Origin of the sequence: Rudanella paleaurantiibacter (genome assembly GCF_009184635.1) — a bacterium.
GTDB classification, from domain to species: Bacteria; Bacteroidota; Bacteroidia; order Cytophagales; family Spirosomataceae; genus Rudanella; species Rudanella paleaurantiibacter.
In genome coordinates, this window is sequence record NZ_WELI01000024.1 from 1 (window position 1) to 18,644 (window position 18,644).

The 18,644-nt window shown below is 48.7% G+C and carries 7 protein-coding genes; 4 read left to right on the plus strand and 3 right to left on the minus strand.

Translation table 11 applies throughout. From position 1 onward, the window contains the following. Positions 1-447: 447 nt before the first annotated feature. Entirely contained in the window at positions 448-945 is a 498-nt protein-coding gene (locus F5984_RS26220; RefSeq protein ID WP_152127338.1) for a hypothetical protein, read from the minus strand. A gap of 260 nt (positions 946-1,205) precedes the next feature. On the opposite strand from F5984_RS26220, the gene F5984_RS26225 reads away from it, so the two are divergent. Next, a complete protein-coding gene (locus F5984_RS26225; protein WP_152127340.1) occupies positions 1,206-3,389 on the plus strand; it encodes a hypothetical protein in 2,184 nt (727 codons plus the stop codon). Between the two features lie 252 nt (positions 3,390-3,641). Here the strand turns inward: F5984_RS26225 and F5984_RS26230 are convergent, their stop codons facing one another. Beyond that, complete coding sequence (locus F5984_RS26230) at positions 3,642-4,109, minus strand: RES family NAD+ phosphorylase (RefSeq protein WP_152127342.1); 468 nt, start codon at positions 4,107-4,109, stop codon at positions 3,642-3,644. Between the two features lie 3 nt (positions 4,110-4,112). Further along, positions 4,113-4,541 carry an antitoxin Xre/MbcA/ParS toxin-binding domain-containing protein gene (locus F5984_RS26235; protein WP_152127344.1) on the minus strand — a complete coding sequence of 143 codons (429 nt, stop codon included), beginning with the start codon at positions 4,539-4,541 and terminating at the stop codon, positions 4,113-4,115. Between the two features lie 1,778 nt (positions 4,542-6,319). Between F5984_RS26235 and F5984_RS26240 the strand changes: the two genes are divergently transcribed. The 3 genes from F5984_RS26240 (at position 6,320) to F5984_RS26250 (ending at position 18,627) form a co-directional block, all read left to right on the plus strand. Next, entirely contained in the window at positions 6,320-17,404 is an 11,085-nt protein-coding gene (locus F5984_RS26240) for a SpvB/TcaC N-terminal domain-containing protein (RefSeq protein ID WP_185155654.1), read from the plus strand. Continuing rightward, positions 17,401-17,991 (plus strand): hypothetical protein, encoded by a 591-nt coding sequence (locus F5984_RS26245; RefSeq protein WP_185155655.1) that lies wholly within the window; start codon positions 17,401-17,403, stop codon positions 17,989-17,991. The genes F5984_RS26240 and F5984_RS26245 overlap by 4 nt, the downstream gene beginning before the upstream one ends. A 249-nt stretch (positions 17,992-18,240) precedes the next feature. Continuing rightward, the gene (locus F5984_RS26250; protein ID WP_152127350.1) at positions 18,241-18,627 is read left to right on the plus strand and encodes a hypothetical protein; all 387 of its coding nucleotides are present in this window, start codon (positions 18,241-18,243) and stop codon (positions 18,625-18,627) included. Positions 18,628-18,644: the final 17 nt, after the last annotated feature.

Sequence of the window (18,644 nt, forward strand, 5' to 3'; positions counted from 1 at the left end):
GTTGGTCGAATACAACACGGAACGCCCTCACCAGGCCTTGAGGTTCATGACACCTGTCGAGTACCGACAGGCGGCTTAAACTCCAGTGCAAACTGGCTCACGAAAGGGGGCAAAGACACATCCACTAAACAACTTGAAAACACAACGAAAGTACGATACCTATTCTAAAGCTAAATCCGGCCGCAGTAGAAGTATCAAAAAAGCTGACTAACTGCCAGTCTGCCTCTTACGATACCCAATCGTTGCATATCTCCTAAAATATCATGCACCGATGGAGAAATAAAAAACAAGTGGACCTTTTTCAAGCGGACGGCGGTAACGACTCCGGCGCTCCGTGGGCGAGGTACAGCATATTGATAAGCATTTAACCTGACAGCGATAAAAGTTAAGTAACGGACGTATAAAAACTCCCGTCATAAAATCTGGCGGGAGTTTTTATATGTCCGCCTATCGGAGCACGCCGGCGGGGCGGGAGGGTCGCGTCAGGCGAGGTTTGAGCGGGTCGGAAGGACGACGTGGCTGACGTTTACCGCGTCCAGGGCGAGGTGGGGTGGGCTTGCGCCAGTTAAGATTGATGAGCAGAAAAACAGCAACGAAGCTGTTAATGACCATCGTCATCCGAGCAATAAACTCAGTCATGTCAGGGGCGAAGGGGGAGCCAAAAACGACGAAGGCGACTTCCGTAACAATCAGTAAAAAGAAATATAACATAACCCACCGGCAGGTGGTATCAAACAGCTTACGCAGTTTACCAGATGGGGCTAAAACCTTCCGATGAAACAGGTCCATGAGTACTCCGGGAATCAATTGCAAAACCGCCATTTCAAAGGCGTGTTCGGAATTAGAACCAAATAACTTACCCCCTACTTCCATCGCTAAATAGGCATGCAGCCCCTGAATAAACAGGCAGACCGCAAAAATTACACGCTCTGGTCTTGCTTCCATTTTAGTTTGTTTTTAGCATTGATTTCGATCAAAGCTATGGCAAAATATTATTTATATCAAATATTATATTAAAATTGTCCAACAAAGCCAAACATTATTAATTATCTTTTGTATGAGTGTATCAACTGAGCAGGCTTTAAGTCCATACCCTGTCCAATTGGACAGAAAAGAGACTGTCCAACTAAAGTTCTATGTGTTTGTTGGACTGTTCAGTTGAACAATCTATATTTAGAAGTCCTACACCTAACATACACTAAACCATGCCTTTAGCCGAAGAAATTGAACAGCTTTACCAAGAGTTTACCGAATTATTCAAGAAATACAAAGAACAGGAAAAACTAGGCGATGGCTTTGAGAAAGTAGCTAAGCGCATGGGAAAAGGTTTTTCGAGAGGGACTTTATATCGAATTTTTTTCCCGGAGACTCATGGTAAACAGCAAAAGGCCGAAACCCGACGCGACAGTCTGAAAGCGGCCATAAACCGGCTTAAAGAATTGATGGGTTCGGTGGCCCGCCCCATGTCCAATGACTCCCCTACTATCCCCCCCTTAGGTAAGCAGGCTTCGCCACAGGGGCCATACCACGAGTTTGTTATCTATTACTGGGATTGGAGCACTCCGGCCGACAGCGATGCTGGTCTGGACACGGGTTCAGTGGTAACAGGGCGGCTGCGTCTTCCTATTAATTGGAAAGGCAAAGGAGCCAAATTATGGCTTCACGACGGATCCGAAGCCATCGGAAAAATTTGGGTGCAGGTGTACAAACCCGGAAAATTCCACCTGAGTGCTCGGTTTGTACGGGCAGGCGCTCCCGACCTCTTCCTTACGCTCAACATTGCGAATGAAAACCAGATTTCGCTGCTGTTAGGGGCTTTTGCAACTGCCGATGTAGAACGCCATAGTCCTCTGCACGGCACCGTTTATCTGCGGCACCAACCCGCTCCCAGCAAAACGTCAGACGACGCTTATGAGCCATCGGACGAAGACGCAACCGATCTAATGATTAAGCAGGCTCTGTTTCAGCAGACGTATGTGCAGAAAGACCGGCAACCGCTACCCAACTTTGTGAAGGGGTCATACAAAACTTTGACAGATACATTGCTAGGGAAAACCTTCAGGGGCTATTTCATACATACTCAGGATGAAACCTTAGAGAGTTTTAAACTTCGGGTACATAATGACGGGCGTATTACCATAGTGTATCGCAACGGCAAGACTGAAGTGGGGCAGTTCCGGTCCTATCACGAAAAAGTACTCTGGTTTGCTTTTGATTATGACATCAAGTGGGGCCTTCACCGTTACCGAATGTTGTTTTGGAAACATACCGAACCAGGCTGGTATTTGGGCGTTGGAAGCGGCTCAGAAACAATGGGGAATCAGATTTTTATGAACCGGGTGGCTATGTTTGAGACCAACGAAACCTGGGATCTTGGTACAATTAAAGTTGAAGACCCCATTCCGTTCAACGTCGATAATCAGGCCCGATTGACTAGCCTATTTAGTGAATACACCGTTCTGCGCGAGTATCTTTCAGGCGAAGACTCACCCACCATACTTAATAACCAACGGCTTTCTGAAACAGCGTATATTCTAAAAAAGGCGGGGCTCCTCCGCGAAGATCTGCCCGGTATCTTGCCCGACACACAGGTCCGTCCGACTGATTTGAAGTCACTAAGTGGAGCATACTGTCTCTATGCACTGGCCAGAGAACCTACTCCTAACGGCAAAGACGAATGGTTCGAGATTGTGGAGATGCCCCTGACCATTCATACTAATGGAAAACTGGAGATGATTGGGCACGAAAAGAAATATTTCGGACAGGCGCACCGGGACGGCGAGCGGCTGATGCTCCAATTCACCGAGCGTCTGCTGGACGGGGCCGATCATTCTGAATCAACGTTTATGACCTATTGCCTGCGACTCCACGACAACGACGGCAAATTTATCGGTCATTCGCAGGGAACTATGGTCAGGTTTGTAAGTGCCATGCCTGAAGCCCGAACGGTAATGCTAGTCGCTGGCAAGCAGTCTGATGACATACCAACGTACAAGTCGTACCGTATTTTCTCGCCAGAATGGGTGGCTTTGAGGGCAAGCGAGCGGGGTTATCTGACTAGGCTGTTTGCGGGCCGAATCAATAGAATTATTGCCCTCAACGGCGACGGTAAGAAATTGCCTGAAAACCGTCAGCCAGAATTTCGCGAGCTATATGCCGATGCTGCCTTGGCCTATCATAATAGCGCGAACCATAAGGCATTCATTGATTACTTCCACAAAGCCGCACTTCATAACTATGGCGAAGAGGAGAGTGAAAGTGCATCATTTATAACCCTAAGAAATTCATTCTATTCATTGTATGCTGCAAACTATGCACGTTGGCACAAGATCACTAAACGCAAAGCTGACGAGCTAAAAATTTACCTTCAACTCATCTCCAGCGAATAGTGTATTGTCTTTCGGCTAAATTTCAGGCTCCCATTTCCGAGCCTCGGCTGAGGGGTCAAACGCCACTTGTTTGGACAGCAGCTAGAAACGCTGTGTACGGAAATGTAAAACAGGGTTTTTTATGGAAAAACTCCTGATACGTGTAATACTTGTTAACGGATTTGCCCCTGTCATTTCTATTAAGAAACACCTGTTTATGTCGTCTCAGCAAAGGCTTTCCCTCTTAAGACACAAGGAATGCCACTGCCCTGACTACTTCGACCACAGGCGGGGATCAATCATCAGGGGCTTCTCGTCAATGACCTGCACAGAGCCATAGTCACTATGGGCCGGATGCAGTAAGTAATTGATCCCGGAGGGCATCACCGAAGAGGACACACCCAAGGCTAACACATCCGGCTTGGCGAGCCAATCGGCCAGAAGATGCTGACTCCGGTGGTAGGTGTTCTCCTGCCAGTAAGGCGGTAGGTTAGTCGCGTCTACTACCCGCTGGCTATTCGTAGGCAGCGCCAAGCTGAACAACCGGTAGGCGGGCAGCTCGTCGTAGGGAACTTGTGGCATGTGTACCAGAATCTCGACTAAAGCCAAAGCGGGATGCTCAGCCGTATAGAGGATACCAACACCCGGTGGATTCCAACGGCCTCCATTGAGCCATGTACCGGTGACATCCAGGGGGCGGTCGGCATACCTCTGCCGCACTACGCGATAAACGATCGCCATAACTTATCCAAAGATGCCATAGTCAATGCGGCCCAGCACCCGGTCAACTAACGTATAGCCTGTAACGGTATCCAGAGCCTGTAAGGGGGTTTGGTAGTCCAACTCCCGTAAGGGGGAGCGTAGCCAGCCCAGGACGGTTTTGCTTCGTTGCTCGAAGGTATCCAGAGCGTGCAGGAGGAGGTTCTCCAGCAACAGCAGCCGCTCAGAGGCATCCTGACTAATACGCTGATCCACTTTTAACCGGTGCAGGTAAGAAGCGGATAAGCCCAGGGCCGCTGCCAATTCCTTGTCAGTTAATCCGACCAAACCGGCCACGCGGTCGGCTTCGGCGCGCAACACGCCTTGTCGACTGCGGGCAATAATTTCCTGCTCGGTTAAAAGCCGTAGCTGCAAGGATGGTTTGGGAGCAATTAGCGGCAATGCAAAGGCCATAGCAATGAAGTTTTAGACTAAGATAACTACAAAAGTTCACCCCACCAAGTTCCTGATTCTGTTATACAGGATATTTCCAGCGAATTGAGGCCCGGATCTACGGTGTTGAGGCAATCCAGAGGGACTTTAGGCCAATACTAGAGATAACAAGATTAGACTTTGGCAGCAACGCCGTTATGATACTACGCTGGACAGCCCTCAGGATATTGTAAGGTTCTGAACCCATAAAAGTGACCCAGGAAAGAGTAGAGTAAAACACTTACGTTTCACTGGTAAACAAAGAGAAAATGAAGCAGGTACGATTGACCGAATCGCATACGGTTAGCCATTGCTATTAGAGACAAGAACAAAACGCTAAGTAGTCGGATCGAGCAGTTGGCTCGACGGTACAAGCAATGGGGAGTGCTGAAGATTTATAGGCGGTTATACAAGCACGGAGAGTTAGTTAATCACAAACTAGACAGACGCTTATTCAGGGAGTTAGGTTTATGTTAACAGTGACGAACTAAAAAACGACTCACTAATGCCGCCATCAACGCTGGTCGCTGGATTTTGCGTCGTATTCCTTAACGGGTGGTCGTAAGTTTCGTACCCTGAATGCAGTCGACGATTACAATCAAGAGGCTCTGGGTATTGAGCGGGGTGGCCCGTGCCATTGATTATTCTTTTCCTGCCCGTCAAGTTTATCGACTCTTGGATGAATTGCTAGAACGTTACGGCAAACCCGAACGGTTACGGAGTGATAATGAACGGGAGTTTATCAGTCAGGCATTGCAGGGTTGTTCGGATAAAAAGATCGGCTTACATAAGATCAGAAATCGCTCAAGCCAACTCAGAACGCATATATTAAACGGTTCACAATAGGACCTTTCGGCGAGAGGTCTTAGATGCTCACCTTTTCACGTGTTTCAAGTAGGTACGGCAGGTAGTAGATGAGTAGTTATAGAAATACAATTCTAATAGACCTCATTAAGCATTGAAGTTTTTGACACCAGTCGAATAGCGTCAGGCGGCTCTAACTCCAGTCAAAACTAGCTCACCAAACGGGATAATGACAGCAGGCTCTTTTTCGGTTTTCGAGTTCAACTGGTTACTCCCTGTAAGAAACAACCCGTTCAGTTATTCATTCGACCAGGTTCGCATATTGATGTTACTGCTTTGCTGATGATGCACTTAAACTTGCCAGCCAGTAGCAGGGAGTTTGGCGATACGGGGGACACAATTTACAAGTAGGAAGCACTTCATGTTGGCTATGGGCAGGTTATCCTTCACATGTAATGTAAAAGCAACAGCTATTGGCCTGATCAGGCTTGGAAGCTGCTCACAAGAAGAGCGTTCGTCAGCGGATTGAACAAGTCTTCAGCCAGTTCACGCTTGGTTTCACAAAAAGATTGATGCGGTCACTGAAGCAGGGTTCCTCATCAAAATCGTGTTTTTTCTATTAGCATATGTCATCGAAACAAACTTATGATATACAACTTTCAATATTTAGGCAAATAATCTTATAAATATCCCCCAAAGGGGGTATTGCCCAAGTAATTTCATGGAGTGATTTTTGACTTTTTACATTCGAATGAGCCCAATAGAATAAACACCTGCCTAACTACCTATTCATGAGTATAATTACTACTGCTTGCCGATCAACGCTTCTCATCCTAATATGTAGCTTTCCTCTGTTAGCTCAAATTACTCCCGGTGTCGTCTGGCAAAAGACTTACGGAGGGAGCAGCAATGAACGAGCACAGTATGTAACACCCTCACCCGACGGTGGCTATCTCATGGTGGGTTCAACAGCATCGAGCGATGGTGATGTGACTAACTTTCAGGGAGGGGCCACAGACATTTGGATGGTTAAAACAAATGCTTTCGGCGTAATTCAGTGGAAGAAGAACATTGGGGGAACCAATCGAGAATATGCCAATACTGTCCGATGCTTTGGTGGATTCTACTTTATTGGTGGCTACTCAAGGCCCACATTAGTTAACGGATCTAACAACAACTTCTCTGCCTATTTAGTCAAAACGGATTTGGCAGGAAATGTCATCTGGACACAAACTTATGGCGGCAACGGGGACGATGTAATCAACGATTTAGTCCCAACCTTTGATGGCGGATGCGCTTTCGTTGGCTACACGACATCAACAGATGGTACTCCACCTGCCCCTTCAGCAACCCAGGCCAGCAGAGATTTATGGCTTGTCAAGGTCAATAGTGCTGGCGGTGTTGAATGGCAAAGTCGACAGGGAGGTAACAACGACGATTCCGGGAAACGAATTCAGTTGCTGGGCGACCATTTGGATATATATACGCCCTCAGGCTTTATTGTTAGTGGAACGTATTATCGACCTTCCACCGGCGATGCAACCAGTTTTGGCTTAGCAGATCTGTGGATCCTTAAGTTTGATGCAACTGGAAGCCTGATTGCCAACAAAAAATTAGGGGGTAGCCTCGTCGATGTGGGGGCCGCTGTTCAGCCTGCGCCCGATGGCTCCTACTTTGTGGTAGGGAGTGCTTTATCAAATGACAATGGTCTCACAAACCGAGGGTTTGAGGATGTTTACGTAGCCAAGTTGCAATCAGATCTATCCCTGGCCTGGCAACGAACATATGGTGGTAGTAGTTACGATACCGGGCAGGAAATATGGATTGCCCCCGATGGTAATCTGCGGGTGCTGGCGAATACCAATTCTACAAACGGCGACGTAACCGGCAAGACTAGTGCAGATAATGATGCCTGGCTATTATCCATCAACAGTACTAATGGCGGCTTAAACTGGCAAAAACGACATGGCGGCAGTGGTAACGATGAAGCTTTTGCAATGTATCGAACCCTGGCTGGAAATAGTGTTATCACTGGCTTGTCACAATCAACAGATGGAGACGTGACGCAAAACCAGGGAGGGGAAGATTTCTGGCTATTTGAAGCGTATGAATCGCCTATCACAATCAGGAGCATTCTCCCAACTCGCGCCTGTCCAGGTCAGCAAATCGAATTACCTATAACGACGTATGGCAACTGGCCTGCCGGAACCAGCTTTTCGGCGCAACTCTCTGACCAGTTTGGTCTGTTTACCAATCCCGTTACACTCGGTACACTGGCGACTCCCCCCTCAGGGAATCTGCGGGTAACGATTCCAACAAATACAGTTAGTGGGTCAGCCTACAAAATCAGGGTACTTGCCAGTAATCCATCCAGCACAAGTACAGTTGGACCATCAATGTCAATAGGGGGTAGCGAGTGCTCGCCAAATACAATAAGTTGGCAAAGAGCTGACACTGGCAGCGACTACGATCAGTATCGCTCCTCAATAGCTCTCTCAGATGGGGGAGTTTTAGTAGCTGGCTTAGCTCGTTCGAATGATGTGCTAGGAATGAAGGGGGGGCGCTCAGACGCTCTTTTAACCCGGCTTGATGCTCAACGCAATATAATCTGGCAGAAAACATATGGTGGCTCCGGCGATGATGCATTTTGGAAAGTTATAGAAGTTGTCGACGGCTTTATATGTGTGGGGTACAGTTCTTCAAAGGATGGCGATATCAACGCTAACAGTCAAAAAGGCGATTATGACGGCTGGATTATTAAAGTAGCAAAAACGAATGGAGCAGTCCTATGGCAAAACACTTTTGGTGGTACTTCCGGCGAAGTTTTTTGTGACGTTACCGCTACCTCATCTGGTTTTGCATTGATTGGTTACGCTGAATCAAATAATGGAGATGTCAGTGGGAATCATGGCGGTCTCGATTTCTGGTTCGTCCAGGTAAATACTACAGGGCAGTTATCCCAACAACGATGCTTAGGAGGAACTGGAAGCGAAGTGGGTTTCAGCATTATTTCAGGTTTGGACGGAAGCTTTTATGTAACGGGTTACACAAACTCAGATAATAATGGAGATATAAGTGGCAAAAAAGGTAGCACTGACGTCTGGACATTAAAGTTATCAGCAAGCGGAACCATACAATGGCAACGTTGCTTTGGGGGAAGTTTAGCGGATTATGCATATGGTATATCAGCTGCATCTGACGGCGGGATTGTCATAATTGGGAATTCTGCATCTAATGATGGTGACCTGAATGGTCTTCTGAAAGGAGATAATGATCTTTTAGTTGCCAAATATGATCCCACTGGCAATGTTGTCTGGAAGCGGATGTTCGGTGGTACCGGCGATGATCAGGGAAGATCAGGTATTATACAAACACCAGACAATGGCTTTCTCATTGGCGGCCAAACAAGTTCCATTAATGGAGATTTAGCTGGTCGAGTAGGCATCAGTGAAGACGCATGGATTATAAAGTTAAATGCAAACGGCATACTGCAGTGGCAAAAAGCACTTGGGGGCTCTAATCAGGACCGAGCTTACGGATTAGCTAACGCCTTAGACGGGGGGTATTACATGGTTGGTCAGACTTACTCGGCCAACGGTCATGTTGAGGGAGCTAAAGGAGGGGGGGATGCATGGCTGGTAAAACTGGGACCGGAGCAACCTAATATGTCGTCAGTGACAGCAACTCCGATTGGCTGTGGGGGAAAACAGACGGTTGTTCAATTGTTAACGAACGGCCAGTACAATCCAGAAAATGTTTTTACCGTAGAACTGTCGAATGCCAACGGAACATTTGTTAGTCCCACCGTTATAGCCTCGGTGACGGCACGAATTGGGACATCCTTTGTCTGCCCATTACCGAATATCACCACAAATGGTTATCAGATTCGCGTCGTCAGTACATCACCTGCATATGCCAGCGTAGCTGTACCCCTGTTTGTACAAACCACCAGCCTTGTAAAAGGTAAAGACGTAACGATTGGTGGCAGTGGCAGTGATGATATGCGTATTGTTAGCCTACTTCCCGATGGAGGCTATTTAGTGGGCGGAACGACCAATTCCCCTGTATCCGGGAGTAAGCGAGCTACGCCAAAAGGAGGTGCGGACTTCTGGTTATTCCGTTTGAATAAGGATCTACAGTATGTCAATGACTGGGCTTATGGTGGTACAGATAATGACGAATTATGGTCGATTATACCTACTGTCGACGGAAGCTACCTTCTATCTGGCCGGACCAAATCGGATGTAAGCGGTACCGATAAACGAACCCCTCGCTTGAGTTCGAGCAGTACTTACACCGACGCCTGGATTGTTAAAATAGATGCAAATGGCAACAAATTAGATGACCTGACCTTTGGTGGACTAAACGATGATATGTTCTTTGATGGTAAGCCAACGCCAGACAAAGGATTCATTTTTGTCGGTACCACTTCCTCTGCCTCAATGTCTGTTGGTGGGATAGTAACAAAGGGAAGCGGACTATTTGGTAATAATGATGTTTGGGTACTTAAAATAAATGGTGCTGGCCAGCGCGAGTGGGATCAAAATTATGGCGGGACATCGAGTGAATCTGGCTATAGTATTTTACCTACCGCCGATGGGGGGTATGTGATAGGAGGTGTCTCTACTTCTAACCCTTTTCCTGATTCTCCTAATGGTAAAACAAATGGAAGTAATGGAGGCACTGATTACTGGATTTTCAAGATTGATGCTTACGGGAAAAAACTTTGGGACAAAACAATTGGCGGTACAGGTAATGACAACTTCAGAAAGTTGCAGGCAACAGTAGATGGTGGATTCTTACTAATCGGTGAATCGGAATCGAACCAATACTTACCTGACAAAACAGAAAATGCCCGGAGTACCAATATATCTGATTACTGGATAGTAAAAATTGACGCTAATGGCAACAAACTTTGGGATAAAACAATTGGAGGAACTGGTGTCGATGTTGCTATTGATATCATACCTACTTCCGACGGAGGCTTTATTGTAGGTGGTGGCTCTGCTTCAAATGCCTATACACCCGATAAAACAGAGAACAGCCAAGGACAAGACGATGCCTGGTTAGTTAAGATAGATAGTCAGGGGAATCGGCAGTGGGACAAGCGATATGGCGGGACAGATCGAGATCTTATCCGTAACCTGCAACTAACAACCGATGGCGATCTGATTGCTTTTTGTATCTCGCGCTCCAATGCCAATGGCGATAAGTCAGAAAATAACCAGGGCGATTGGGATTCATGGGCGATTAAACTCTGGCAGCCTACGCAACCAACCATTGCGGCAACCCGCCAGGCACTTTGTGGAGAGCAAAATCAGACCAATCTGATAGCGAGCAACTGCCCCGGGATGATCATTTGGTCAACAGGTGCCGAAGGTAACAGTGTTACAGTAAGTCCGACTGTTTCGACAACTTACTCCGCCATTTGCCGGGTTAACGGAGTAGCAAGCTGCCCCTCTGATCCGCTGGTTATTACGGTCTGCAAGAAGGGTAGCCAATCTACCTACGGATATACCAAAGGCAATTTTAGCGTAACCGATGGTGGGGCAGCTACCTACGGTATTCCGTTGATACTACCGGCTGGTACGGGCGGTATGAAGCCGGAGCTGGGGTTGTCATATAGCCACCAGGGAGGCAACGGTCTACTAGGTATAGGCTGGAATTTAGATGGCCTGCACGTCATAAACCGGGCCTCCCCTACGCGGGCGCAGGACGAAGCGTTTGACGTGACCCGAAGCGGATCCATTGGAGTAACCCTAACCAAAGCTGACCGTTTTGCCCTTGATGGCGCACGTTTGGTATTAGCTCCCTCCTCTATCGAGGCTTCCGAAGAACTCAATGCGAATTATGGCAACCTAAACACGGAATACATCACTGAGCAACAACAGTTTATCCGTGTTACTATCAAGGAGTTGACGGCCAACGGCTCGCCAAGCTGGTTTGAAGCGTATACCAAAGACGGGCTGATCATGGAGTTTGGCCGTTCTGAGGATTCACGGATTGTAGCCAGCGATAACGTAACGCCACTTACCTGGTTACTGAGCAAAATCAGCGACCGTAACGGCAATTACATCCGATACATCTATGATAAACAGATTGTTGGCAACGCTTCAACCAATACCTACCCCTATGGGAAGATTCACCACTATCCCGTTCGTATTGAATATACTGCCAATGATGCAGCTCCTCTGGTGGCCTACAACCGTATTGAGTTCGACTACATTGATCGAACCGATAAACAATGGTCTTTTCTGAGCGGGCAATATGTGGGAGGCAGCGATAAGCTCCTTAGCCGAGTGCGGGTGCTAGGCAATGGACAGGAAGTGCGTCGGTATGAGATATCCTACATCAAGAGCAAGTTTACGGCAAACTCGCTCCTGTATCAAGTGCAGGAATGCGCCGATACACTTTGCCATGAACCTACGGTTTTCTCCTGGCAAAATGAAGAACGACTAGCCACCGATCTCACTTACAAGCCAACTGCAACAACGGCCCAAGGACCGTTCAGTGCGGCTGCCTGGGGGCCGGAAGATAAACGCGTTCGGTTATTTGGCGATTGGGATGGTGATGGAACCAACGACTTATGCGCTGTTGATACGACTAATACCATCCAAACGACGTTCACCTATTATCTCAATCGCTTTCCCAACTCGGTCCCCAATGGGCTGTCTCACTCGCTGCCAGGGAAATTAACCCGCTATCAGTACCGAACGGCTGATTTCAATGCTGACGGCAAAACCGATATTATTCTCTGGAACACCAATTCGGGCGATGCTCGGATGCTAATCACCAATTTTCAGAATGGGTCCTGGCAAACCCCGGTGGTAAAAACAGGCAGCCAGTTTATACAGGAAACGTGTTCCACCGATCAGAACCGACCGGCCAATAACTGCTATCCTGTATCGAGTATTGAGGTTTTTGCCAACCATGATGTCTATTTACTTGACTGGAATAGCGATGGAATCACGGACATCGTCAGTATGCGAAAAAACGGGCGTAATTACACACTTGGAACCGACTACTGGCTACAGACACAACCCCCAACGTTTACCGGTAATTCTGGCGTAGGCGATGTGAAGTTATTTCGGCATAATCTGTATATCCCGGCTACGATGACAGATGGAGCACCGACTCAAGTCTTTAACCAGTTACACCTCGCTGATTTTAATAATGACGGGCTGGCCGACATTTGTTTAGTTGATTCGGCCAGCAGCCGCATGACTATTTTTCCGATGCGGTCGGTGAAGTTTGCCAACAAGGTCTATGACAGTGACTCGACTAAGTACCGAATTCAGGACCCAACCTTTAGTGTCGAGTTCAATCCTACGCAGGAATTTCGCTACAACTGGAGCTTGCTTCAGAGTCGGTTTATTCCCTTTGATGCCGGACAACCCGCCTATAATCTTTACGACCGGGATCTCATTATTGCAGATGCCAACGGAGACGGTCTACCCGATCTTGGCCTGAAGCTTTCACAAACGTCCTATCAATTTCAGTTAAGCACCGGAAAATTTGGTTTATATCCTGATCCCTATCTGATTACAGCGGCTGAGCAACCACTGGGGGCCGATGTAAATACCGAGTTGGTTGATTTCAACAACGATGGCGCACTGGACCTACTGACGTATTCGCGATTGGGTTTACCCGGTAGTTCGGTGCGGATGGGAGGATCTGACAAAAACAGTCTGATATTCGATGACCCTCTGGATGTAAGCCTGTTGAGCGAGTCGGGCGTGAATTTCTTTTTCGGTCATTACTCCAAATCCAACCTGAACGAACTGCTGTATTTCAAGGTAACGGGTCAGCAACTCACCACTAAGCTCTATAACAATGCTCTCAGTAAGACAGACCTGATTGGGCGCATTACGGAAGGTTCCGGCCAGGAAATCGACGTTACTTACAAAACCCTTAAAGACCCCTCCGTTTACAGCCGCCCAACGAGCACCTTCCGCTACCCCTTGGGCGAGTTTGTATCTCCGATTGCCATAGTGGCTTCCGTTAGAAACAAAAACGGAATTGGTGGCTATCTCTACACGGACTACCAGTATGAGGGTGCATTCACTCATATGGCAGGGAGGGGGTTCCGGGGATTCAGCAAAGTCATTATCCGAGACCGACAGCGTAATATTTACAGTATTAAGCAATTTACCGTTGATGCTAATCGGTGGTGGCTGGCTGGTTTACCCGATCGCACCGAAACCCGTCTGAACGATCCGATTAATGGCAAACTCCTGTCTGACTTTGTCCAGGTAACAGGAGCCATACCCTTTACCCGTTCGGCCAGTTTTGCGCCCCAGCCGAGCTACTTAAAGCCGCGTTCTTATTATGCGTATGGCAGTATCTCGACCGCCCGTTCTTTTGATTTTAATACAGATGCCCAACTGACTTACTTGCAAAGCCGGGTAGTGCCCGATGCTTCAGGTAATGGATTGCTGGTCGTTGCCAATCATGGGGAAGGCTTCCGCGACTCAACACTGAACCAGTACACCGATAATGCCGCCAGCCATTTGTTAGGCCGACTGACCCGCTCGACGGTCTATCGGTTTTCGCCTGGGCAGCCTGTACAGGTGCGAACCTCGGCGTTTGAGTATCGACCAACGACCGGGCAGTTAATGAAACAAACGACTGACCCGGATTCTTCGGTACAGATTAAAACAGAAACACTCTACACCCACGACGTTTTCGGTAACATTACCCAGACCGAAAGCCGTGCCTGGAACGGGACACAGGTAGAGAGCCGAACCGATCAGTTTGTGTTCGATAGCCGGGGCCGATTCCAGATACGCATGACCAATGCACTGGGTCAGCAAACCTCGGCTACGTATGACCCGGCTTTAGGATCAGTATTGACCAGTACAGACCGCAATGGACTGGTGTCTAACTTCCAATACGATGCTTTCGGGCGGATGGTGAAAGTAACGACACCGACCGGTGAAGAGACTGTTGAACGAATCTATCGCCCAGAGAGCCGATTCAATAGTCCAGCCAATACCCGCTTTGTCATGGTCAAACAGGAAGGTATTGAACCGCCTGTCATCGAGCATTTTGATTTCCTGAATCGGAAAATCCGTACCGATAAAGTCAATTTTACGGGTGGAGTAGTCTCCTACAGCACGACCTTCAATGCATTAGGCGAGGACGCAGCTGAAAGTGGTCCGGGGCTAAACCGCCAAACGCAGTACGATGCAATGAGCCGCCCCGTGCGGGTGACGGACTACGGTGTGGATAACCAGTATAGTTACGTGGGTAACCAGACGACGGTAACAGACATCAAGGGCCGACAGCGAACCGTTGAGAAGAACGCACAGGGACAGGTTCTCCGCTCCAAAGGGTTTCACGATGGCGAGCAGTTTACCGTCAGTTACGAGTACGATGGCCGGAATAACCCAACCCGAGTAGTGGGTAACGGGCAGTTTGACATCAAAACGTTTTACGATGCGCGAGGCCGCATCATCCGATCCGAAGACCCTGTCGCTGGCACCTACCGAATGGAATACAACGGCTTTGGCGAGTTGCTCAAATCCACCAATCCGCGCGGACAGGTAACCACGATGATTTATGATAAACTGGGCAGGGTGGTGCAACGCACCGAGCCGGAGGGCGTTACCAGCTACACCTACGATGCGGGTAACAAGGCCGTTGGCAAACTCGGTCGCATAGCCGACCCAACCGGAATCGTGTTTGCTTATGGTTTCGATAATTTCGGACGGTTGGGGTCCGAAACCAAGACGGTTGCGGGAGTCAGTTATGTCACTTCGTACAGCTACAACACCGATAACACCATTGACCGGATTCGGTATCCGTCGGGGCTGGTCGTCAGGCATGAATACAATGCCCAGAACTATTTTTACCTGGTGCGCCGGGTATCGGACAACAAGGTACTCTGGCAGGCCAAATCGCTCAACGATGCCGATGCGTTGCTCAACGAAGAGGTCTATGCCAAGCCAGGCGGGCCGGTACTGAACCTCAAATACGGCTACGATGCGAGTCAAACGCAGCTAAATTCGCTGGAAACTTTCCTTCCTGGAGATGGCACAACGGCACGCATCAAGCAAACGCATACCTATGATGCTGCGTATAACCTGACCCGCACCAACGAATGGGTGTATCAGGCCCCTGGACAACTGTTGCGCTCCGGCACTCTGCAATACGGTTACGATGATCTGGACCGCCTGTTAAGTATTACGCCCAACTTGAATTTTCCGCAACGGAATCTGACAGAGAATACAGCGGTGACAATGACCTACGATTTGCGGGGAAATATCCTGACCAAATCGGACGTAGGCACTTATCAATATGACCAGAACGCACTGGGTGGCCGACGCTATCTGACGGGCATTACGCCCGCCAATAGTGCAGTATGTCTGCCTTCGTTCACCGTTCGCACGGAGTACACGTCGTTTAACAAAGTCCGGCGAATAGAAAACGACACCTCGTATGCCGTGATTACCTATGGCCCCGACCGGCAACGCGTGATGCAACAGTTGTATGTGCGGGGAACACTGAAACGAACAAAAATTTACGTCAATAGCCTCTACGAAGTGGAGCAGGTGGGCAGCCAGACCCGCGAGACGAGCTATGTGCGGGGGGCATCGGGTGTGGTGGCTGTGGAGACCAAAGTGAACACGGTACGCACCTGGCAACTTTGGGTAAAAGACCGGCTGAACAACTTGGCAGCTGTGGTGGACACCAATGGCGCGGTGTTACAGCACCTGCGTTACGATGCCTGGGGCCGACGGCTCAACGCCGATAGACCGGGCGCAGCCGCCGACACCGCCAGCTACCGCACCGACCGGGGCTTCACCAAGCACGAGCATTACGACCTGTTCCAGCTTATCGACATGAACGGGCGGGTGTATGACCCCGTTGTCGCCCGTTTCCTCTCGCCCGATCCTTTTGTAGACAATCCACTGGATCTACAGGCGTATAATCGGTATTCCTATGTCAACAATAACCCACTAACTTATACTGATCCGAGTGGGTATTTCAAACTAAAGAAAGTATTTCGAGCAATCACAAAAGTCGTCAACAAAGTTACTGATGTGGCTGTTAAGGTCGCTTTGGCAAACCCGATTAATAAACTCAATCTTAAAGCAGCCTATGAATCGGCTAAAGTTGTTGCCAAAGTGCTTGATAGTAAGGTAATGCCCGATGTAATTCGGGATCATTGGCGGCCCGTTTTAACAACAGGAGCTGCCATTGTTGTTGGCGTATTAACAGCCCCGGCTGGCCCGGCGGCCTCAGGGGCAGCATCAGGATTCACCAGTGGTTTTCTAGGCTCAGCATGGTCAGGAGGTAGTTTCAATGATGCAACTAAAGCAGGTACAAAAGGGGCAATATACGGAGCTGCAACTGCATACTTAACCAGTGCTGTAGGTGATGCTGCGGCAGCAAAAAACCTAAATGCAGCAGAAAGTATAGGTGTAAAAGTTGTTGGTCATGCTACTGTTCAGGGCACAATGGCGGAAGTACAAGGCGGCAACTTCTGGGAAGGGGCTGCGGTTGGTGCAGTATCTAGTGCCGGTGGAACATTAATTAAAGCCGCCGGACCAGATGGTAGTTCGTTTGGGGCGATATCAGTCCGAACAGGCATGGCAGCTGTTCTTGGCGGCACTACATCTATGATCGGTGGAGGCAAGTTTGCAAACGGAGCTATTAGTGGAGCCTTTGTGCATCTGTACAATGATGAAATGCACGATGATGATACTAACCTAAATAAACGAGTTGAAAATAGTAATGGAGCTTCTCAGATTAAGGCTAAATTAATGGGAGCACCAGCAGATATGGCAGTCGATCAAATTAGGGATAAAATGATTTTAGAGGGAGCTGCAACCAGGGGAGCAGGTAACACTCTTAGACCATACGTTAATCTTCTAAAAGTTTTACGTATCGTAGGGCCAATGATAGATTTTTTGAATCCTACCATTATAGACCCTCACCAGACTGCTGATAAACCAGATTATAATAAGCAAATGAAAGCAAGTGATTTTGCTCCAACAGCCGATACAGATTATATCTCTACTCCTATTTTGCGATGAAAGTCATAACAATTTTGATAACGTGGTTAATTGGTTTTGGACAAGTATTTGCCCAAACCAACTTCACCTACGATGCTGCCGGTAATCGGCTGACAAAAGCGGTGATTGGGCAGGCTGCCGTGGCTTCGTTGAGCGGCTCCCAGACGGTTTCGTCCGGGCAACCCGCCAGCCTTACTATTGCGTTAACGGGTGTGCCTCCCTGGTCACTTACAGTGGTCGGGAGTAGCCCCATTGTCTTTTCCGGCATCGCTACGTCACCCTTTATTTGTACCGTAACGCCCGCATCCAGCACCACATATACACTAAGTTCGGTGCAGAATTCATGTGGGCCGGGTACGTTAAGCGGCACAGCTTACGTCGCGGTGCTGATTGGCAACTGCACGGTCATGTTCACGGTCAAGGACGGGCTATGGTCAGACCCGACTGTTTGGTCGTGTAATCGGGTGCCAATCAGCACAGACCCGGTTACGCTCAATCATGCCGTTACCATACCGATAAACTATGTTGGTACTGCACAACGGGTCCTGTACAGCAGTGGGGCACGGTTGCTATATGGACTGGGTAGCCTCCTAAGGATAGGATTTTAAAGTTCCAAAATGATCATTACAACATGACCGTAACTGACGTTTTCCCGCTTATGAATGCGCTTTGTTGTTGGCTGATGAGTTGCCCAAACAGTCTCCCTCTACGGCTGACTCAGAGATCAATGAGCTAATTTCTCAGACAGAGGCAACAGGTACCAGCCAGACGACTCTCTCTGATTCAACTACGCTGCTTGAAGAACAGTCATACCGGGTCAGGCAGAACGCCCCCCCACCCCCACCCTTGCCTACTTCGTGCCTATTGTGCGCGATACGCTGCACAGGCAGGGCGTGCTGCTCACCGTAGCCAGCCGGATTGCCTGGCCGTTGGTCAAAATGCTTCGGCCCGACAAACACGACCTCATTGACGTGCTATTTTCGGGCCGTCGGGACCTCAACAATGATCACCGGACAGACCACCTGTTTACTCTGCGCTGTGGCCCCTACGACGGCAACAAGCGGGGACTGCTGGTGTTGCTTTCCAGAACCGGAAGCGACTACATAGCCTTTACGACCGAACCTGCTTGGGGGCAGGATGTAACAGGAGCCTTACCGGATTTGGATCAGGTGCGAGTATCCCCCAAAACACTGAGGCCTTACTTTACTCGCAACAACAGGCAGTTTCCGTTTACCAAGCTATAAGCCTACTAGTACACCCC

What these genes read in the sequence shown, in the direction of transcription:
- F5984_RS26225 (WP_152127340.1), top strand. Translation starts at nt 1,206, where the DNA reads ATGCCTTTAGCCGAAGAAATTGAACAGCTTTACCAAGAGTTTACCGAA.
- F5984_RS26230 (WP_152127342.1), bottom strand. Translation starts at nt 4,109, where the DNA reads ATGGCGATCGTTTATCGCGTAGTGCGGCAGAGGTATGCCGACCGCCCC.
- F5984_RS26240 (WP_185155654.1), top strand. Translation starts at nt 6,320, where the DNA reads ATGGTGGGTTCAACAGCATCGAGCGATGGTGATGTGACTAACTTTCAG.
- F5984_RS26245 (WP_185155655.1), top strand. Translation starts at nt 17,401, where the DNA reads ATGAAAGTCATAACAATTTTGATAACGTGGTTAATTGGTTTTGGACAA.
- F5984_RS26235 (WP_152127344.1), bottom strand. Translation starts at nt 4,541, where the DNA reads ATGGCCTTTGCATTGCCGCTAATTGCTCCCAAACCATCCTTGCAGCTA.
- F5984_RS26220 (WP_152127338.1), bottom strand. Translation starts at nt 945, where the DNA reads ATGGAAGCAAGACCAGAGCGTGTAATTTTTGCGGTCTGCCTGTTTATT.